Here is an 18,128-nt window from a genome sequence, read left to right as displayed (position 1 = left end):
AAGACACATGTCACGCAAGAAAGTAACCGAGGCCCTCGCCGCAGCCGCACTGCTCGCCCTCACCGGATGCGGCGCCAACGCCGGCACCACCTCCGCTTCCGGGGACGATTTCCCCAGGAAGGGCAAGACCATCGACCTCATCGTCGCCTTCTCCTCCGGCGGCGCGGTGGACACCGCAGCCCGCCTCGTCCAGCCCGTGCTGGAAAAGGAACTTGGCACCAACGTCGAGGTCATCAACAAGCCGGGCGCCGGAGGCCAGATCGGCTACACCCAGCTGACCAGCGCCAAGCCGGACGGCTACACCATCGGCGCCACCGGTTCCCCGTCCGTCGTCGTGTCCCCGCTGGACCCGGCCCGCGGCGCAAAGTACACGCGAAGCAGCTTCCAGCCGCTGGGACGGCAGGTCATCGACCCGGCCGTCATCGCAGTCCAGCCGGACAGCCCCTACAAGACGCTGAAGGAACTGCTGGACGCTGCCAAGGCAAAGCCCAAGTCCATGACCGCCAGCACCACCGGCCTGCAGACCGGCGAGCACTTCGCGATGGCCCAGATCCAGGAAACCACCGGTGCCGAGTTCGCTCCGGTCCACTTCTCCGAGGGCGCCTCCCAGGCCACCACGGCGTTCCTGGGCAAGCACGTGGACATCCTGGTGGCGAACGTCAGTGACGTGACCGACCTGACCAAGCAGAACAAGGCCCGTGTCCTGGGCGTCATGACCGCCGAACGCTCCCCGGCGCTGCCTGATGTGCCGACATTCAAGGAAAGCGGATACGACGTCGAAGCCGGCACCGCCCGCGGTTACTCCGCCCCCGCCGGCCTCCCGGACGCCGTTGCCAAGAAGCTCGAAGCCGCGTTCCAGAAGGCCATCGAGGACCCGGAGGTCGTCAAGAAGATGAACGACCTCGGCCTGCAGACCAGCTACCTCTCCGGCAAGGACTACGAGACGTTCTGGGCCGGCCAGGAAGCGGACTTCAAGAAGGTCCTGCCGCTGGTTCAAAAGAAGGACTAGCCCAGACCCATCCGCCCGTCCCAGCTCACACCAACACCACCAGGGAAGACACCGCCATGACCACCCCCGCCCTTCAGGACACCTCCTTCACCCGCCCGGACCAGGAACTGGTCGAGCGGCTGGCCAAGCTGCCCGCCGCGAACATCGGTGACGCCATGGACCGGCTGGGCGTCGCCGACTCAGCGATCCAGGCGATCTGGCCCGGGGCGAAAATCGCCGGGCCGGCGTTTACCGTCTGGACCCGCCCCGGCGACAACCAGGGCATCCACGAGGCCCTGAAGCAGGCCAGGCCGGGCGACGTCATCGTGGTCTCCGGCGGTGCGGACGAGTCCCGCGCCCTGCTGGGTGAGCTGATCGGCGAACGTGCCATCAACCTCGGCATCGCCGGCTTCGCCCTTGACGGCGCTGCCCGCGATGCCGAGGCCCTCGGCGAAATCGGCATGCCGGTCTTCGCCCGGGCCGTCACCCCGGCAGGCCCGTACAAGAACGGGCCGCACCGGATCGGCGGTCCGGTCGCCTTCGGTGGCGTCCCGGTCCTGCCGGGCGACATCATCGTCGGCGACTCCGATGGCGTCGTCGTCATCCCCCGTGAGCAGGCCGCGGCCGTGGCGGACGCCGCGGAAGCGGTCTTCGCGGACGAGACCAACCGCCGTGCCTCGATCATCGCCGCCCGCGGCCAGCAGTAAAGGAAAGAAACAGCATGACAAAGTGCACCATCATTGGCCTGGGCGAAGCAGGAGCGGCCTACGCCGAAGCGCTGGCCGGAGCCGGCCACGAGGTCACCGGGTTCGACCCCGTGGCCCCCACCACCCCGCCGGGAATCACGCGTGCGGCCACCGCCGCCGAAGCCTGCCAGGACGCGGAGATCGTTCTGGTGCTCACCGGGGCCGCGGCCGCCCGCAGCGTCGCCCAGGAGTGCCTGCCGGTACTTCCGGCCGGAAGCACCTACGCGGACCTCACTTCCTCCTCCCCCACCGTCATGGAGGAACTCGGCCAACTGCCCAGCCAGGCGCTCTTCGCCGACGTCGCGATCCTGGGTCCCGTCGCCGCCCTCGGTGTCAAGACCCCGCTCATGGTCAGCGGCCCCGGTTCAACCGCGGTAGCGGAGCTGCTGGCCTCGCTGGGTACCGCCGTCGAAATTGCCGACGGCGGGCCGGGGGCGGCCATGTCCCACAAGCTGCTGCGCAGCGTCCTGATGAAGGGACTTGCATCAATCGTTGTCGAAGCCGTCACTGCCGGCCGGGCAGCGGGACTGGAAGACTGGATCCGGGAGCAGATCGCCCGCCAGCTTGCCGGCGACGGCCAGGCCGTCATCGACAGGCTGCTCACGGGAACGGCCAAGCACGCCGTACGCAGGTCCCGGGAAATGCAGGACACCGCGAGCTACCTGGCGGAGCTCGGCGTCCCCGCGGAAATGACCGAAGCCTCGGCGGCAGCCCTGGCCCGGATCGCCGCGGTGCCTGCACAGGAGGCAGCCCTGCGCTGAGCGCGCATGAGGCAGAATCAGTGAACAGGGAGTCAACGATGAACCCGGAGACCAACGAACACGCCGAAGGAGCAGCCCGATGACCGGCATCTGGGCGCTGGGAGCCTATCTGGCCGTCATCCTGCTCTGGACGACGGTTATCAAACGCAGTGTCGGCGAAGCCATGCTCCTCGGGTTCCTCGTTGTTCTTCCGTTCACCGGGGCCGCCGCCCAGGTCGGCTGGAGCTCGTTCTACGACGCGATCACCGACGAGATCGTCTACGCCACCATGGCGTTTGTCTTCATGGGGTACCTGCTGGAGCGGACCGGCGTGCTGGACCGGCTCATCGACCTGCTGAACTCCCTGATCGGCGGCGTCAAAGGGGGCCCGGCCTGGGTCTCCACGGTGGCGTCGGCCGGCCTGGGCGGGGTTGTCCACAACCAGGCCGCCATCGCGGCGACCGTGGGCTCGGTGACCATCCCCTGGATGGAGAAGTCCCGGCTGGACAAACCGTCCGCTGCCACGCTCGTGGCCGGGAACGCCGGAATGGGCATCACCTTCCCGTTCAGCGCCTCCATGTTCGTCCTCGTGGGATCTGCCACCGTCGGGCCGTTGCTGCAGATCAACGATCTTGTGCTTCCCCTGCTGCTGGGCGGCCTGTGGTGCTTCCTGCACCGCCTGGTCGTCACCTGGATTCTCATCCGCAAGAGCGGCATGGCTCCCCTGGATGCCGCCCACCGGACTCCCGTCCGGCAGGCGTTCAGCCAGGGCTGGGCCACCCTGCTCCTGTTCGTGGTGGTGGCCATCCCGCTGATCATCACCTCCGGGGCCATCGCCGCGGCGCTGACGGACTGGGCCGGCTCGGACATTACCAAGTCGGTCAGCGTCATCGTCTGGATTCCGGTGATCCTCATCATCACCGGAACCATCCTGGGACGGAAGCGGCTGCCGCGCAGCGCGAAGGCCTACTGGGACTTCCTGCAGCAGTCCGCCCCGCGCTTCGGGGTCGTCGGCGTCACGGTGGTGTTCGCGTTCGCCGGCGCCAACGCCCTGGCCGCCACCGGCCTGCCCAAGCAGATGACGGCGCTGCTGAACGAGCTCCACCTGCCGCTGTGGCTGCTGGCCATCCTGATCGGGCTGATCGTCATCGCGGTTGCCGCCCCCTTGTCCGCGACGGCGACCATGGCCGCCGTCGGAACCGTGGGCGTGGCCACGCTGGTTGCCGCGGGTGTGCCCGCCACCACCGCTGCCGTCGCGGTGCTGGTCTTCTCCTCCTGCGAGGCCGCGGTCCCGCCGGGCGGCGCGCCGCTGTATGTCGCCTGCGGCATCGCGGACGTTGACCCGATCAAGACCTTTGCCCGACTGTTCGCCCTTTACGCCCTGCCCCTGCTGGCCATCGGCGTGCTGATCGCCGTCGGTGTCCTCCCCATCGGCGTCCCCCTCTAGGAAGCATGGAAATGCAGAAGCTTCGACACACCGTCAGCGCCGTCTTCGTGGCCAGCCTGGCCGTGCTCCTCCTCGCCGGCGTAGTCTTCGTAGCCGGGCAGGCCCTCGCCCTGATCACCGGCCAGGGCGAGTGGCTGGCAGCCCTCAATGAGGGCGTCAAGGTACCGGCCTGCATCGCCGCGTCGGTCTGCGCCATCGCCGGGTTCCTGCTCAGCTACAAGACCCCCGCAAAACAAGACCACCGGCAGCAGGAAGCCCGCACCCCATGACCGCTACGGAATCCGGCACCACCTACCCGTCCTACGAGGCATTGCTCGAGCGGGAAGGGCGCCTCGCAGGAACGTCGTGGGGCCTGTTTCCCGACGCCGGGCGGGGCACCCCGTCCTTCATCGGCCCTGATGCCGTCCGGGAAGCGTCCGCCTGCGTCCGGACCGGCATCGCGTTCGGCCTGGACTACCCCGCCGACGCCTTCGACCCCGGCATGTCCCTGAAGCGGCGGGCTCCCCGGCACACGATCTATTCGGCGCATCCCGCGCACCGCGACGACTACCTGGACGGCTACTACCTCCAGGGCTCCAGCCAGATCGACGGGCTCCGGCACCGCAGGGCGGACGACGTTGGCTTCTACAACGGCACGCCCGACGACGAGATCCGGGAAGGAACCGCCGCCCTCGGCATCCAGACCTGGGCCGAGCAGCCCATCGTCGGCCGGGGTGTCCTGGTGGACGTCGACGGCTATTGCCGGGAACAGGGCACGCCGATCGACCATGCGTCCGGGCAGCCGCTGGGCCTCAGCCTGATCCGGGCCGCCGCCGAGTCCCAGTCCGTTTCCCTCCGGCCTGGCGACATCCTCATGCTGCACACGGGCTGGTGCGAGTGGTTCCTCTCACTCACACCGGAGGACAGGAACAGCCAGCGGGACAGCCGGCGGGCCAGCGGCATCGAGCAGTCGGCTGAGTTCGTGGCCTGGGCCTGGGATAACCGGCTCGCCGTCATCGCCGCGGACAACTTCGCCGTCGAATGCCTGCCGCCCGTCCCCGCAAGCCCGTTCCGGGATACGGCACCCAACGACCACGGCATGATGCACCAGCAGCTCCTGGCCAAGCTTGGCCTGCCGCTGGGCGAACTCTGGCAGCTCGGCCCGCTCAGCCGGCACATGCGGGCGGCCGGAACGTGGAACGCGTTCGTCACCATCAAGCCGCTGAACATCACGGGGGCCACCGGCTCGCCGGCCAACGCGACGGCGGTGACCTGACTAGGCCCCCTTTTCGGCTTCGGCTTGGGACGGGCCGGAGCCAAACTCCTGGGTCGCGGCCCAGCTGGCCAGCAGGATGAGCTTGTCGGCCGATTCCGTGCCCTCATCGGGGGTGTACGTGGAGATGGACAGTCCCGGTTCCCCGGGCATCTCGAACACGTCGTACGTGAGGTCCATGGCGCCCACCTCGGGATGGATGTAGACCTTCCTGCCGGTGCGGTGCTCATGGACATCCTGGTCCGCCCAGTCTTTCCGGAACTGGGGGCTGCGGGTGGCGAGTTCGCCGATGAGTTCCGTGATCTCGGCGTTGAGCGGGTCGCGGCCGGCCTCGTAGCGGAGCATCGCCGCGGTCAGGCTGCACGCCAGCGGCCAGTCGGCGTAGTAGTCCTTCGCGCGGGAGTCCAGGAAGATAAAGCGGGCCATGTTGGGCCGGTCTGAGTCAAAGTGCGGTGAGAACAGTGCCCGCCCCAGCAGGTTCGAGGCGACGAGGTCGTGGCGGGAGTTGTAGACGACGGCGGGCATGGCAAGGCTGTCGAGCACGCGCTGGACGGACGCGCGGACGGCGACGGCCGCCGTCGTTCTCGCCGGCATGCCTGCTGCTGCCGGGGTGCGGGCGAGGTCCAGCAGGTGGTCGCGTTCGACGTCGGTCAGGTGCAGTGCCCGGGCGACCGCGTTGAGCACGCCCTCGGATGCGCCGTGGATGTTGCCGCGTTCCAGCCGGGTGTAGTAGTCCACGCTGACGCCGGCCAGCTGGGCAACCTCCTCGCGCCGGAGCCCGGGGACGCGGCGCTCGTCACCGAAGTCGGGCAGCCCGGCCTGCGCAAGGCTGACGTTCGCCCGGCGGGAGGTCCGGACAGTCCCCCCACCCCACAGACTTGTTACCCAGGTCACATTCGTCTATCGTTGTCGGGGGCCACAGCGTGGTGGCCCTTTCTAAAACGGGGAGAAACTGAATGAACGAGAAGCTTCGGGTGCTGGTCAGCGTTGACCTCGACGGCGCCAAGGCCCAGGTCAAGACCCAGGGGCACGTGACCGTCCAGAGCATCCAAGGCCTGTACGACGTCATGAAGCGCGCCGACTCGCTCGTCCCGGGGCTGTCCCTGGAGCTGGACATGACCCTCGCCGATGTGGAGCCCCAGGCCATGGAGGAGCTCCGCGGCTGCGCCCGCTCCCACCACCTGCCCCTCCAGGTTGATCCGCTCCAGCGCGACTACCGGTTCAGCATCCTTGCACCCAAGACCGCAGCACCGAAGCTTGCAGTTCTTCCGGTGGCCGAATCCGTGCTGGCGGCCGCCTGACCCTCCATCCCGCCTGACCCTCCGGCTTCCTGAAGCCTAGATTCCGGCGGCCCAGTCGTCGTCGTACAGCCCGTCCCGGAAGTGCGTGCGAAGGTACGCTCCGACGACGGCGGCCCCCAGGTCCCCGGTTTCAGGTGCCACCACCTTGCCGTCGATCCGGCGGGCCAGCCGCCGGGTAAACCGTTCAAGGCCGGGGTCGTCACCGAGCCGGAAGAAGGTGGCCTGCGTGCCGGCACGCCCCAGCCGTTCCAGCTCCGCGACCGTCACGCGGATGGTTTCCGGGTCCGGCGGCCAGCAGAACCACGACTCGCCGTCGGCCAGCAGGTGCGCGGTGGGCTCGCCGTCGGTCACCACCAGGAGGACGGGCTGCATCGACGGGTGCTTGCGGAAGAACCGCCCGGCCAGCAGCAGACCGTGGTGCAGGTTGGTCCCCTGCTCCCGCAGGGCCGGCAGCGCTGTCAGCTCGCCGATGTCCATGGACTGGGCGTAGCGGCCGAACGTGATCAGCTGCAGCCGGTCCCCGCGGAACCTGGTTGAGACGAGGTGGTGCAGGGCGAGCGCCGTGCGCTTCATCGGCACCCACCGCCCCTCCGCTGCCATCGAGAATGACACGTCGGCAAGGAGGACGACGGCGGCCTGGGTCCGCGCCTCCGTCTCCGTCACCTCGATGTCGCCCACGGCGAGGTGCAGGCCGCCCGCCGGATCACCGCCATCGGCCATGGTGCGGCGGATGGCGTTGGTCATGGTGCGGGTGACGTCCCACGGCTCGGCGTCACCGAACTCCCATTGCCGGCTGGAGCCCGTCTGCTCTCCGGCCGCCCCGGCGACCCGCGTATCCCGGCGCCCCTGCCGTCCGGACAGTTGCCTGGCAGTGTCCCGCAGCAGCGACTTTCCGAGCCTCCGCATCGCCTGGGGCGACAGCCGGAGGTCGCCGTCGGATCCCCGCCACAGGTAGCCGCCGTCCTGCATCGCCCGCTCGATCCCGGCCAGGGTGCGTGCCGTCACGGCGGCGTTCTGTCCCAGTTGGCGCGCCAGGGCGTCCAGGTCGAGGTCATCGAGGGAGGACCCGCTGTACGACTGGGAGAGCTGCTCGGACAGCTCGTCGAGCTCGGCGATGTCCTGCAGCACGCCGGTGCCGTCACCCAGCCCGAGCCCTTCCTGGCCGCCGAAACGTTCGGAGCCGCCCCAGTCCTCGCCCGGCCGCAGGGCGCGCAGGCTGTCGTCGAGCTGGTTGAGCTGGGCCATCAGCTCGGCTGAACCGAACGCCTGGGCGGACAGCCGCATCAGCTCCTCGCGCTGCTCGGGGGACATGGACTGCAGGAGGCGCTGGGCTGCGGCCGCGCGCTTGGCGAGGGCGTCCACCAGCTCCTCGACTGACTGCGGGTTCTCCGGAAAGAAGTCGCCGTACTTGGCCATAAACTGCCGGAAGTCCGCGTCGGTATCCTCGCCGCGCCGGTGCTTGCCGAGCAGTTCGTTGAGGTCGCGCAGCATCTCGGCCACGGCTTCGCGGTCCTCATCGCTGGCGTTCTCCAGCGCCTGCTTCATCCCGGCAAACCGCTGGTCAAGGACCTCGCGGCCCAGCAGGTCCTTGATCCTCTCGTAGGCTTCCCGGGCACTGCTGGACTGCCAGTCATAGGACGCGAGTTCGTTGACCGCCGCTGCCGTGGACGGGGGCAGATTCTGAAGCTGCATCTCCCGGAACTCGCGGTCGGTGTTGTCCATCATCGCGTCCCGGGCCAGCTGCTTGCGTTCCTCCAGCACCGCCGTGTCCAGCAGCTTCCTGACCTCGTTGAGGGTGCCGTCCAGGCGGTGTTTGCCCAGCAGTTCGCGCCGCCGCTGCTGGACGCGCCGGGCCAGGCTGTCGAGCCCTTCGCGGTTCTGGCCGCCCCGCCGCAGGTACTCCCGCAGGGCGTGCCGCGGCGAGTACCCCGCCATGACGTCCTCGGCAACGGCGTCCAGCGCCTCCGCCAGGTCCACCGGCGGGGCAAGCGGATCCGGACCTCCGGCGTACCGGCCGTACCTGGACCGGTTGTGCAGGGTCATCGTGCCCTCCTGTACTGGCTATCCTGTACCGGCGAAAACTGTGCCTAGCCGTAGACCGTTGCCTCGTCGTCGGACTCCTTGGAGATCCGCCGGGCGAGGTAGAGGCCCTCCAGCGCAAGTTCGACGGCGGCGGCGCGCTGGCCGTCGTTTTCCGCGCCCAGGCGCTCACTGATTTTGTCGTAAAGGTTTGATCCGTTGAGGGACGGAAGGTTTTCCAGGAACTCCCGCGCCGTGACCTGGTCTCCGGTGGTGACGGTCTTGTGTCCGTCCAGCGCTGCCACGAGCGGGCCCATGTCGATGCCCTTGAAGTGCGCTCGGCAAGCCTCGGCGGTGGCCGTGCGCAGGAGGTGGTCCAGGACTCCCTGTTCGCGCCCTTCCTCACCCGACTCAAACTCGATCTTTCCCGTCAGGACTTCCACGGCGGTCTCCAGGTCGATGATCCGTGCCACCGCCTGGTCCTCCCCGCGCACGCTTGCCCGGCGCAGCGCGGCGGCGGCGACGGTTTCGGCGCCGGCAATGGCGAACCGGGCGGAAACCCCGGAGGTCTGGTTGATGGCCGGAGACTGCCGCAGCGCCCTCGTATAGCGGGCCAGGATCTCAAGGAGGACGGGCGGGACGTCGGCCACCAGCTTCCCCTCCTGCCGGATGACGGAGACCTCGTCATCGAGCTCGATCGGGTAGTGGGTGCGGATTTCGGCGCCAAAGCGGTCCTTCAGCGGGGTGATGATCCGGCCGCGGTTGGTGTAGTCCTCCGGGTTGGCGGACGCGACGACGAGCACGTCCAGCGGCAGCCGCAGCACGTAGCCGCGGATCTGGATGTCGCGTTCCTCCATCACGTTCAGCATGGACACCTGGATCCGCTCGGCGAGGTCCGGCAGTTCGTTGATGGCGATAATTCCGCGGTTGGAACGCGGCACGAGCCCGTAGTGGATGGTTTCCGGGTCACCGAGCCGGCGCCCCTCGGCCACACGCATCGGATCGACGTCGCCGATCAGGTCGGCCACGGAGGTATCCGGCGTCGCCAGCTTTTCGACGTATCGCTCCGAGCGGTGGCGCCAGGCCACCCGCATCCGGTCCCCTTCGGTAAGAGCCCGTGCCCGGGACTGCTCGGTGATCGGTTCGTACGGGTGCTCGTTGAGTTCCGATTCCTCGATCACCGGCGACCACTCGTCCAGCAGTCCGGCGAGTGTTCGGAGCAGCCGTGTCTTGCCCTGCCCGCGTTCGCCGAGCAGGACCACGTCATGCCCGGCGATCAGGGCACGCTCGAGTTGGGGAAGGACGGTCCGGCTGAATCCGAACAGCCCGGGCCATGGATCGTGCCCGGCGGCGAGCGCGGCGATCAGGTTGTCGCGGATCTCGTGGCGCAGGTCCTTGTGGACGTGCCCGGAAGCACGCAGTTCGCCAACGGTGAAGATATCGGGACGATCGCTCACCCCTCTACCGTAATCCCGGACGGCGCCGGGAATCGAGGAATTTCAACGCTACGCTTGTTGCTGATGACTGCAGCAACGCCGACGGCGCCGTCACCGCCGCCGAAACCGGAGAGCACGATCCTCCTTCTGGTGCGCCACGGGGAGACGCCCACCACCGGCCAGGTGCTGCCGGGCCGGGCACCGGGACTCCACCTGTCCGAGCGGGGTCGGGCCCAGGCGCAGCGCGTCGCGGAACGGCTTGCCGGCCTTCCGGTGGACGCCGTCTACTCCTCGCCGCTGGAGCGAACCTGCGAAACGGCCGAACCCACCGCAGCCCGCGCGGGACTGGAGGTGCGCGCGGAGGCAGGCCTGATCGAATGCGACTTCGGCGAGTGGACCGGCGCCGCCCTCTCCGAACTGGCAGGGCTGCCGCAGTGGCAGACGGTGCAGCGCAACCCGTCGGCCTTCCGTTTTCCCAACGGCGAGAGTTTCATCCAGATGCAGGCACGGATGGTGGGGGCACTCCAAGTGCTGGGTGCAGCGCACGCCGGCGGCGTCGTCGTCTGTTTCTCCCACGCGGACCCCATCAAGGCCGCCGTCGCCCACGCCCTGGGCACTCACCTGGACCTCTTCCAGAGAATTGTCATCAGTCCCGGGTCCGTCTCGGCCATCTCCTATACGGACGGCCAGGGACCGTCCGTGCTCATGGTGAATACGACGTCGGAACCGCTGAGCGGACTGCGGGCCTGACATGGGAGCAACGGTCTCCGGGCCCGAGCTGGCACTTCTGGCCGGCGGCGAGGTGGAGCTGGTGGGGCGCATCCCGCGCAGCAGCAACGAGACGTTCCTGGTCCGGATCTTCGCCGGGGACGACTCCGCCTTCGCCGTGTACAAGCCGGAGGCCGGAGAACGGCCGCTGTCCGATTTCGAGCCCGGTTTGTACCGGCGGGAACGCGCGGCCTACCTGCTCAGCGAGTCGCTGGGCTGGGGATTCGTGCCCCCGACCGTGATCCGCGAGGAAGCGCCCCTGGGCGTCGGGTCGCTGCAGTGGTTTATCGACTGCGACTTCAGCGAGCACTACTTCACGCTCTATGCCGACGCGCCCGAAACCCACGGCGCCCTCGCACGGATCGCGCTGTTCGATTACGTCGCCAACAACACGGACCGCAAAAGCGGCCACGTGCTGCATGGCGGCGACGGGCGCGTATGGGGCATCGACCACGGGCTGTGCTTCTCCGCGATCTTCAAACTGCGCACCGTGATCTGGGACTTCGCCGGGGAACCCATCCAGGAAGCCCTGCTCGAGGACATCGCCCCGCTCGCGGAGGCCGTACCCGCCGAGGTGGCCGAACTCCTCGACGGGTCCGAGGTCACCGCCCTCCAGCGCCGGGTACGCCGCCTGCTGCACGAACCGGTGCTGCCGGTGGACCGAACCGGCATGCGCTACCCGTGGCCGCTGGTGTAGGCGGGTCCCCTATCTCCGGTTGCGCGCGCGGGCGGTCAGGCGGCAGGCGACGGCGATGGCTGCGGTGAGCGCGAACGTCGAGACCAGCTGGATCCTGGCTCCCGCGTCGAAGAAGCCGAGGATAAAGATGGCGGCAAGGATGGCCATGGCCACATAGGTCAGGTAGGGAAATGCCCACATCCGCAGCGGAAGGGCCCGGCCCTCCCGGTCAGCACGCCGCCGCAGGACGAACTGGGAAAGGAGCACCGATGTCCAGACCACCAGGATGGTCGAGCCGACCAGGCTGAGCAGCAGCGGCAGGACCTTGCCCGGGAAGAAAAGCTCCAGAACTGTGGAGCCGACGCCGAAAGCCACCGAGGCCAGCACGGCCAGGACCGGCGCCTTTGCTTTGTTGAGCCGGGTCAGCGCCCTGGGCGCCTGGCCCCGTTCGGCGAGGGAAAACACCATGCGGGATGCGCCGTAAAGGTTGGCGTTGAGCGCCGAGAGCAGGGCGACGACGGCGACCAGGGTGATGGCTGTCTCAGCGCCGGGAATGCCTGCGACCCGCAACACCGCGGCGAACGGAGAGGCGAGCTGCTCCGAGTCCCAGGGAACAACAGTCACGATGACCAGTAGCGAGCCGATATAGAACACCATGATCCGCCACACCACGGTGCGGATAGCCTTGCCGACGCTGCGGACCGGGTCCTGGGTCTCGGCGGCGGCAACACTGACGATTTCCGTGCCGCCAAAGGCGAAGACCACCACAAGCAACGCGGAGGCCACGCCCGCCAGCCCGGCGGGCGCGAAGCCGCCGTGGCCGAAGAGATTGGAAAGGCCCGGTGCGGACACGGCCGGCAGCCAGCCAAAGATGAGGGCGGCACCGATCAGGATGAAGGCGCCGATGGCCGCCACTTTCAGGATCGCGAACCAGAATTCAAACTCGCCGTAGTTGCGGACGCCGGCCACGTTCACGGCGGTGAAGACCGTGACGAAAACCAGCGACAGGAGCCAGACGGGCAGCGCCGGAAACACCGTGGCAAGCAGTCCGGCCGCCCCGACCGCTTCTGCGGCAATCACCACCACCAGCTGGAACCACCAGAGCCAGCCCAGGGTAGAGCCTGCCGTCTTCCCGAAGGCCTTCTCGGCATACACGGAGAACGCCCCGATGTTGGGGTTGGCGGCAGCCAGTTCCCCCAGCGCCCGCATGACCAGGATGACAAGAGTACCGGCCACCAGATAGGAGATCAGCACGGCCGGGCCGGCTGCCTTGACGCCGACGCCGGAGCCCAGGAACAGCCCCGCCCCGATGGCGCTGCCCAGCCCCATCATGGTCAGCTGCCGGGATTTCAGGGAGCGGCCCAGGGTGGGGCCCTGTGCTGGCGGAGCTGCCGCCGGCGGGTGGACGATGGTGGTTGCCTCGTTCATAGATTGCCTCGTATCAGATGTGACAAGCGGTAGCCCGCCTGGAGGTCATGGACAGCCAAAAGGGCAGGTCATCATTGACCGGCCCAGTGGTCGCGGCTCCGTCGTTGGGGAGTCCGGAAGTGACGCTAGTCACTAACCGCAGCCGTGGCAACCAATTGAGGATCTGCTTGGCAAATTGCCACCCTTCATCGGTGTTACGGGGAGCAGGCTGTGCACTTTGTCCAACCGCCGGTAGCTAACTTGTCTAGCCGCCCCGCGGTTCCCTACCGTGTGCCCCAGACCACAACTTCAGCTGCAGGGCAGCACCATCCGGAGGAACACATGACCATCACCATCGGGCAGCGGGCCGGCCTCGACACGATCCCGCCCTACCGGCAGGGAGCAGCCCCCAAGGCCGTGGACGGGCTTGCACCATTCAAACTGTCCTCCAACGAGAACCCATATCCGCCCCTGCCCTCGGTGGTGACGGCAGTGGCCCGCGCTGCATCAGGCATCCACCTTTATCCCTCCATGTCCGCGGATGCCTTGGCCGCAGCCGTCGCCGACCGGTGGGGGATCACGGCCGGCAACATCGCATTCGGAGCCGGATCTGTGGAGGTTGCCTCGCAGATCATCCACGCGGTGACCAACCCGGGTGACCAGGTGATGTTTGCCTGGCGGTCCTTCGAGGCCTACCCGATCCTGGCCACAGTCGCGGGAGCCGAACCGCAGCCGGTTCCCCTGACCCCGGACGGCGGCCACGACCTGAAGGCGATGGCCGCCGCGGTGACCGCCCGGACACGGGTCATCTTTCTGTGCAACCCCAACAACCCGACCGGCGCGGTCCTGACTGCCGCCGCCGTCGAACATTTCCTCGGCACGGTGCCGCCGGATGTGCTGGTTGTCATCGATGAGGCGTACCTGCACTTCAACGACCATCCGGAAACCGCTGTGGGAGTGGAGCTGTTCCGAAAGCACTCCAACGTGGTTGTCCTGCACACCTTTTCCAAGGCCTACGGCCTGGCGGGCCTGCGCCTCGGCTATGCCATTGGCACGCCCGAATTGGTTGCCGGCCTCCGCAAGGTGGCCATCCCCTTCGCCGTCACTGCCCTGGCGCAGGAGGCAGGGCTGGCCTCCCTGCAGGCGGAGAGGGAACTTCAGGACCGGATCGACGTCCTGATCAACGAGCGCCAGCGCGTCCATTCCGGCCTGCTCGAAGCCGGGCTGCCGGTGAGGCCCTCAGGCGCGAACTTCCTGTGGCTGGACACCGGCGTCCACACGGAGGACCTGGCCGGCCTGTTCGAGGAGAACGCCGTCTCGGTTCGCGTCTTCCCCGGCGAAGGCATCCGCATCTCCGTGGGAACAGCCGAAGCCAATGACCGTGTCCTGGCCATCGCCAGCCAGGCCGCCCGCCTGCTGCCCCGCCACCACTGACCCGCTCCCCCACCTTCTATCTGCGAGGAACACCCTGATGACAAACCGCCAGACCGTATCCGATGTCGTTGCCGATGTCTGCGCCAGCCATGCCGACGTGATCTTTGGGTTGATGGGGAACGGCAACGCCTTCTTCACCAGCAGCCTCACCAGCCGGGGAATGCGCTACATCAGCGCCCGGCACGAGGCCGGAACTGTCGCGATGGCTGACGCCTACCACCGGGCCAGCGGCAAGGTCGCCGTCGCCACAGTCACCTACGGCGCAGGATTCACCAACAGCCTGACCGCCCTCACCGAGGCCGCAAAAGCGCAGGTCCCCATGGTGGTAGTGGTCGGTGACGCGCCGGCGGCAGGACCCCGCCCCTGGGACATCGACCAGGTCATGGTGGCCCGGGGGCTCGGCGTGCAGACCCTCACCGTTGCCGCAGACAATGCCGCGAGGACCGCCGAGGAGGCATGGACGATCGCCCGACAGGAGCGAAGGCCTGTGGTGGTGGCCCTGCCCTACGACATCTCCTCACTCCCCGCCGTCGAGCAGCAGCCCGTCCAAGCCCGGCCGGCAGGGAAGGTCCTGCACCCGGACAGCCTGGACGTGCGGCGGATAGCCGCACTGCTCACGCAAGCGGAGAGGCCGCTGATCATTGCGGGGCGGGGAGCGGTGCTGTCCAACGCCCGGGCTGCCCTTCTCGAACTTGGTGACAGACTCGGCGCCCTGTACGCCACGTCCGTGCGGGCGCGGAACTTCTTTGATTCACCCTGGGACCTGGGCATTGCCGGAGGATTCGCCCGGCCCGAGGCTGTGGACATCATGCGGCAGGCCGACGCCGTGCTTGTGGTGGGCGCCGGTTTGAACCTCTTCCAGACACGGTATGGCTCCCTGTTTGCACCGGGGACCAGTGTGATCCAGATTGACGAGCAGCCGGCGGCGACCTGCGACCAGGTGACGGACTTCGTCCAGGCGGACGCGGCAGCCTTTACCTGGCAGCTGGCCGCGGCCGTTCCTTCGGCAACGGGCGGCGGCTGGCGTGCAGCGCATCCGGAACTCCCGGCAGGACCTGTGGGCAACAACCAGCCGGCACCGGAGTTCGCGCCTGACGGCCGGCTGAACCCGCACGCCGTTGCCCGGCTGCTGGACTCCGTTCTCCCCGCGGAACGCACGATCGTCCAGGACGGCGGTCACTTTTGCGGCTGGATGCCCATGTACTGCCAGGTACCGGACCCCGAGGGCCTGATGATGGTGGGCACCGCATTCCAGACCATCGGGCTGGGACTGCCCGCCGCGGTGGGAGCGGCGGCGGCCCGCCCTGACCGGACAACCGTGCTCATCTCCGGCGATGGCGGTGCACTCATGGCCTTGGCGGATCTTGAAACCGCCGTCCGGGAGATCGCCAGCGGCGTCATGGTGGTCTTCAACGATGCCGCCTACGGTGCCGAGATCCACCAGTATGCGGTGCGCGGACTCGACGATACAGCCATGCAGATCGAGGAAGTGGACTTCAGCGCCGTGGCCAGGGCGATGGGTGCCCGCGGAACGAAGATGCGCTCCCTGGCAGACGTCACCGCGCTGCGGGAATGGCAGGCGGCGGGAGCCCGGGGCCTCTTTGTCCTCGACGTGGCGATTTCGCAGAGTGTGGTGGCGGACTACATGCGGGAAAGCATGGCCCCGATCCTCGCCGCCGACCAGGCACTCGCCGAGCAGGAATCCGCATCCCCGGAACCTGCGACGCCCGAGCCTGCCCTCGCGGGGGTCGCCAGCGCGTCGGCATGAGATCATGGTGCCAAATTGCCTAAGGCATTGGCACATCCGGCTGCAGTTTGTGCTGCCGGATCCGGAGGAAGCGGGAAGACGCGATGAATGTGGATACGCTGGACGCGAAGATTGTCCGGTTCTTCACCGACGCACCGCGGGCCTCCGTGCTGGAGGCCTCGCGGGTGCTCAAGATCGCGCGGGCTACGGTCCAGGCCCGGCTCGACCGCATGACGGACAAGGGCGTGATCGGCTCGTGGGTGCCGCAGCCCGATCCCGCCCGCTTTGGATTCCCAGTGGTGGCCTTTTGCTCCCTGACCATCAACCAGGATCTGGGGCATGACGCCGTGGTGGCGGCACTCACCGCGATCCCCGAGCTGACGGAGATCCACACGGTCTCCGGCAGCTCGGATCTCATGGCACGCATTGCAGCCCGCTCCAATCCGGACCTGCAGCGGGTGCTCGATGCGATGATGTCCACGAAGACGGTGCTGCGCTCCACCACGGTGATCGTGCTGAACACCCACTTCCAGGGCAGGACCCTGCCGCTGCTGGAAGCCGAGGCCGCGCAGAAGGCGGGTTAGCACGAACGTACAGGTGCGGCCCCATTTTGGGGTTCTTTTGGGGCCACAAGTGTCCGTTCGCGCTGGCCTGGCTCTAGGCGTAGGGGTCGGCGATGCCGATGTATTGGGTGGTGGTGTATTCGGCGATGCCTTCAGAGCCGCCTTCGCGGCCGAGACCTGATTGCTTGACGCCGCCGAAGGGTGCGGCGGCGTTGGAGATGACGCCGGCGTTGAAGCCGACCATGCCGAATTCGATCTGCTCGGCCACGCGCAGGAGGCGGTTGAAGTCGCGGCTGTAGAGGTAGGACGCCAGCCCGTACTCGGAGGCGTTGGCCAGGCGGATCGCGTCCTCTTCGGTGGTGAAGGTGGTGACGGGGGCGACGGGGCCGAAGATCTCCTGGCCCAGGATCGCCGCGCCGTGGGGCACGTCTGCCAGGACGGTGGGCTGGTAGAAGAACCCGGCACCCTCAACAGGGGCGCCGCCGGTGACGGTGACTGCTCCGGCGTCGACGGCGGCGGTGACCAGGGCGTGGACGTCGTCGCGGGCGCCGGCGTCGATCAGCGGGCCAACGTTTGTGGCGGGGTCGGTGCCGCGGCCGGTGGTCAGGGCGCCCATGGCGGCGGCGAACTTCGCGGTGAACTCGGCCGCGACGGTTTCGTGGACGAGGAACCGGTTGGCGGCGGTGCAGGCTTCGCCCATGTTCCGCATCTTGGCGGCCATGGCTCCTTCGACAGCCTTGTCGAGGTCGGCGTCCTCGAACACGATGAAGGGTGCGTTGCCGCCGAGTTCCATGGAGGTGCGCAGCACGTTGTGGGCGGCGTCGGCCATCAGGCGCTTGCCGACCGGGGTGGAGCCGGTGAAGCTCACCTTCCGCAGCCGCGGGTCGGCCAGCAGCGGCCCGGAAATCCCCGACGCGGAAGAAGACGCGACGACGTTGAGGACCCCGGCGGGCAGCCCGGCGTCGAGCATGGTCTGCGCGAAGTACTGGGCAGTCAAAGGCGTCAGCTTCGCAGGCTTCAACACCATGGTGCAGCCTGCGGCGACGGCGGGGGCGACCTTGCGGGTGGCCATCGCCAGCGGGAAGTTCCAGGGGGTGATGAGCAGGCAGGGTCCGACGGGTTTGTGCTGGACGAGGATCTTGTTTTTTCCCTCGGGGGTGGTGAGGTAGCGGCCGTAGTCGCGGACGGTTTCCTCGGAGAACCAGCGCAGGAACTCGGCCCCGTAGGTGACTTCGCCGCGGGCCTCGGCCAGTGGTTTGCCCATTTCCAGGGTCATCAGCAGGGCGAAGTCCTCGGCGCGTTCGGTGACCAGGTCGAAGGCGCGGCGCAGGATCTCGGCCCGCACGCGGGGTGCGGTGCGGGCCCAGGAGGCCTGGGCTTTGTCGGCCGCGTCCAGTGCGGCGATCGCGTCGTCGCTGGTGGCGGAGGCGAGGGTGGCGAGCACCTCCCCGGTGGCGGGGTCGTGCACATCGAACGTGCCGCCGTCGGACGCGTCCCGCCACTGCCCGCCGATCAGCAGTCCGGTCGGCACGGACGCGAGGAGGGACGCCTCACGCTCGAGTGAGATGGCAGGGGAAAGGGCAGGGGCAAGAGACATGGTGCTC

The 18,128-nt window shown here is 68.3% G+C and carries 17 protein-coding genes; 12 read left to right on the top strand and 5 right to left on the bottom strand.

Features of this window, described 5'->3' with window-relative positions:
- Window positions 1–7: 7 nt before the first annotated feature.
- The 6 genes from ACFUTU_RS13230 (at window position 8) to ACFUTU_RS13205 (ending at window position 5,176) form a co-directional block, all read left to right on the top strand.
- Entirely contained in the window at window positions 8–1,009 is a 1,002-nt protein-coding gene (locus ACFUTU_RS13230) for a tripartite tricarboxylate transporter substrate binding protein (protein WP_377964938.1), read from the top strand.
- A 56-nt stretch (window positions 1,010–1,065) separates the two neighbouring features.
- Window positions 1,066–1,695 (top strand): RraA family protein, encoded by a 630-nt coding sequence (locus tag ACFUTU_RS13225; RefSeq protein ID WP_377964936.1) that lies wholly within the window; start codon window positions 1,066–1,068, stop codon window positions 1,693–1,695.
- A gap of 14 nt (window positions 1,696–1,709) precedes the next feature.
- The gene (locus ACFUTU_RS13220; RefSeq protein ID WP_377964934.1) at window positions 1,710–2,495 is read left to right on the top strand and encodes a DUF1932 domain-containing protein; all 786 of its coding nucleotides are present in this window, start codon (window positions 1,710–1,712) and stop codon (window positions 2,493–2,495) included.
- Between the two features lie 79 nt (window positions 2,496–2,574).
- Window positions 2,575–3,921, top strand: coding sequence for a TRAP transporter large permease subunit (locus ACFUTU_RS13215; protein ID WP_377964932.1), 1,347 nt, complete (start codon window positions 2,575–2,577; stop codon window positions 3,919–3,921).
- Window positions 3,922–3,932: 11 nt separating this feature from the next.
- Complete coding sequence (locus ACFUTU_RS13210) at window positions 3,933–4,190, top strand: hypothetical protein (RefSeq protein ID WP_377964930.1); 258 nt, start codon at window positions 3,933–3,935, stop codon at window positions 4,188–4,190.
- Window positions 4,187–5,176 carry a cyclase family protein gene (locus ACFUTU_RS13205; RefSeq protein ID WP_377964928.1) on the top strand — a complete coding sequence of 330 codons (990 nt, stop codon included), beginning with the start codon at window positions 4,187–4,189 and terminating at the stop codon, window positions 5,174–5,176. Before ACFUTU_RS13210 ends, ACFUTU_RS13205 begins: the two co-directional genes overlap by 4 nt.
- Here ACFUTU_RS13205 and ACFUTU_RS13200 read toward each other — a convergent pair whose 3' ends face one another.
- On the bottom strand, window positions 5,177–6,067 hold the full coding sequence (locus tag ACFUTU_RS13200) for a helix-turn-helix transcriptional regulator (protein ID WP_377964926.1): 891 nt from the start codon (window positions 6,065–6,067) through the stop codon (window positions 5,177–5,179). It abuts the gene before it with no gap.
- 62 nt (window positions 6,068–6,129) lie between these two features.
- Between ACFUTU_RS13200 and ACFUTU_RS13195 the strand changes: the two genes are divergently transcribed.
- Window positions 6,130–6,474, top strand: a complete 345-nt coding sequence (locus ACFUTU_RS13195) for a hypothetical protein (protein ID WP_377964924.1) — start codon at window positions 6,130–6,132, stop codon at window positions 6,472–6,474.
- Between the two features lie 36 nt (window positions 6,475–6,510).
- On the opposite strand, the gene ACFUTU_RS13190 is transcribed toward ACFUTU_RS13195, so the two are convergent.
- The gene (locus ACFUTU_RS13190) at window positions 6,511–8,517 is read right to left on the bottom strand and encodes a VWA domain-containing protein (RefSeq protein ID WP_377964922.1); all 2,007 of its coding nucleotides are present in this window, start codon (window positions 8,515–8,517) and stop codon (window positions 6,511–6,513) included.
- A 44-nt stretch (window positions 8,518–8,561) separates the two neighbouring features.
- Window positions 8,562–9,950 (bottom strand): sigma 54-interacting transcriptional regulator, encoded by a 1,389-nt coding sequence (locus tag ACFUTU_RS13185; RefSeq protein ID WP_377964920.1) that lies wholly within the window; start codon window positions 9,948–9,950, stop codon window positions 8,562–8,564.
- Between the two features lie 63 nt (window positions 9,951–10,013).
- On the opposite strand from ACFUTU_RS13185, the gene ACFUTU_RS13180 reads away from it, so the two are divergent.
- Window positions 10,014–10,679: an MSMEG_4193 family putative phosphomutase gene (locus ACFUTU_RS13180; RefSeq protein ID WP_377964918.1), complete on the top strand. Its 666-nt coding sequence runs from the start codon at window positions 10,014–10,016 to the stop codon at window positions 10,677–10,679.
- A 1-nt stretch (window position 10,680) separates the two neighbouring features.
- Window positions 10,681–11,394 (top strand): SCO1664 family protein, encoded by a 714-nt coding sequence (locus ACFUTU_RS13175; protein ID WP_377964916.1) that lies wholly within the window; start codon window positions 10,681–10,683, stop codon window positions 11,392–11,394.
- A 9-nt stretch (window positions 11,395–11,403) separates the two neighbouring features.
- Here the strand turns inward: ACFUTU_RS13175 and ACFUTU_RS13170 are convergent, their stop codons facing one another.
- Entirely contained in the window at window positions 11,404–12,801 is a 1,398-nt protein-coding gene (locus ACFUTU_RS13170; protein WP_377964914.1) for an amino acid permease, read from the bottom strand.
- Window positions 12,802–13,122: 321 nt separating this feature from the next.
- Here ACFUTU_RS13170 and hisC point away from each other — a divergent pair, with 321 nt between their 5' ends.
- The 3 genes from hisC to ACFUTU_RS13155 all read left to right on the top strand — a co-directional run bounded on the left by hisC (window position 13,123) and on the right by ACFUTU_RS13155 (window position 16,545).
- Window positions 13,123–14,214 (top strand): histidinol-phosphate transaminase, encoded by a 1,092-nt coding sequence (gene hisC / locus ACFUTU_RS13165; RefSeq protein WP_377964912.1) that lies wholly within the window; start codon window positions 13,123–13,125, stop codon window positions 14,212–14,214.
- Between the two features lie 37 nt (window positions 14,215–14,251).
- Window positions 14,252–15,982, top strand: a complete 1,731-nt coding sequence (locus ACFUTU_RS13160) for a thiamine pyrophosphate-binding protein (protein ID WP_377964910.1) — start codon at window positions 14,252–14,254, stop codon at window positions 15,980–15,982.
- A gap of 83 nt (window positions 15,983–16,065) precedes the next feature.
- Window positions 16,066–16,545: an Lrp/AsnC family transcriptional regulator gene (locus ACFUTU_RS13155; RefSeq protein WP_377964908.1), complete on the top strand. Its 480-nt coding sequence runs from the start codon at window positions 16,066–16,068 to the stop codon at window positions 16,543–16,545.
- A 73-nt stretch (window positions 16,546–16,618) separates the two neighbouring features.
- On the opposite strand, the gene ACFUTU_RS13150 is transcribed toward ACFUTU_RS13155, so the two are convergent.
- Window positions 16,619–18,121 (bottom strand): NAD-dependent succinate-semialdehyde dehydrogenase, encoded by a 1,503-nt coding sequence (locus ACFUTU_RS13150; protein ID WP_377964906.1) that lies wholly within the window; start codon window positions 18,119–18,121, stop codon window positions 16,619–16,621.
- Window positions 18,122–18,128: the final 7 nt, after the last annotated feature.

Source organism: Arthrobacter sp. NPDC057388, assembly GCF_042668165.1.
Classification (GTDB): Bacteria; Actinomycetota; Actinomycetes; order Actinomycetales; family Micrococcaceae; genus Arthrobacter.
This window is presented reverse-complemented; position numbering and strand designations above follow the sequence as displayed.

Bases quoted from the DNA above. Each gene is read 5' to 3' on its own strand.
- ACFUTU_RS13155 (WP_377964908.1), top strand. From the start codon at position 16,066: ATGAATGTGGATACGCTGGACGCGAAGATTGTCCGGTTCTTCACCGAC.
- ACFUTU_RS13210 (WP_377964930.1), top strand. From the start codon at position 3,933: ATGCAGAAGCTTCGACACACCGTCAGCGCCGTCTTCGTGGCCAGCCTG.
- ACFUTU_RS13225 (WP_377964936.1), top strand. From the start codon at position 1,066: ATGACCACCCCCGCCCTTCAGGACACCTCCTTCACCCGCCCGGACCAG.
- ACFUTU_RS13195 (WP_377964924.1), top strand. From the start codon at position 6,130: ATGAACGAGAAGCTTCGGGTGCTGGTCAGCGTTGACCTCGACGGCGCC.
- ACFUTU_RS13170 (WP_377964914.1), bottom strand. From the start codon at position 12,801: ATGAACGAGGCAACCACCATCGTCCACCCGCCGGCGGCAGCTCCGCCA.
- ACFUTU_RS13205 (WP_377964928.1), top strand. From the start codon at position 4,187: ATGACCGCTACGGAATCCGGCACCACCTACCCGTCCTACGAGGCATTG.
- ACFUTU_RS13220 (WP_377964934.1), top strand. From the start codon at position 1,710: ATGACAAAGTGCACCATCATTGGCCTGGGCGAAGCAGGAGCGGCCTAC.
- ACFUTU_RS13215 (WP_377964932.1), top strand. From the start codon at position 2,575: ATGACCGGCATCTGGGCGCTGGGAGCCTATCTGGCCGTCATCCTGCTC.
- hisC (WP_377964912.1), top strand. From the start codon at position 13,123: ATGACCATCACCATCGGGCAGCGGGCCGGCCTCGACACGATCCCGCCC.
- ACFUTU_RS13160 (WP_377964910.1), top strand. From the start codon at position 14,252: ATGACAAACCGCCAGACCGTATCCGATGTCGTTGCCGATGTCTGCGCC.
- ACFUTU_RS13180 (WP_377964918.1), top strand. From the start codon at position 10,014: ATGACTGCAGCAACGCCGACGGCGCCGTCACCGCCGCCGAAACCGGAG.
- ACFUTU_RS13175 (WP_377964916.1), top strand. From the start codon at position 10,681: ATGGGAGCAACGGTCTCCGGGCCCGAGCTGGCACTTCTGGCCGGCGGC.
- ACFUTU_RS13150 (WP_377964906.1), bottom strand. From the start codon at position 18,121: ATGTCTCTTGCCCCTGCCCTTTCCCCTGCCATCTCACTCGAGCGTGAG.
- ACFUTU_RS13190 (WP_377964922.1), bottom strand. From the start codon at position 8,517: ATGACCCTGCACAACCGGTCCAGGTACGGCCGGTACGCCGGAGGTCCG.
- ACFUTU_RS13230 (WP_377964938.1), top strand. From the start codon at position 8: ATGTCACGCAAGAAAGTAACCGAGGCCCTCGCCGCAGCCGCACTGCTC.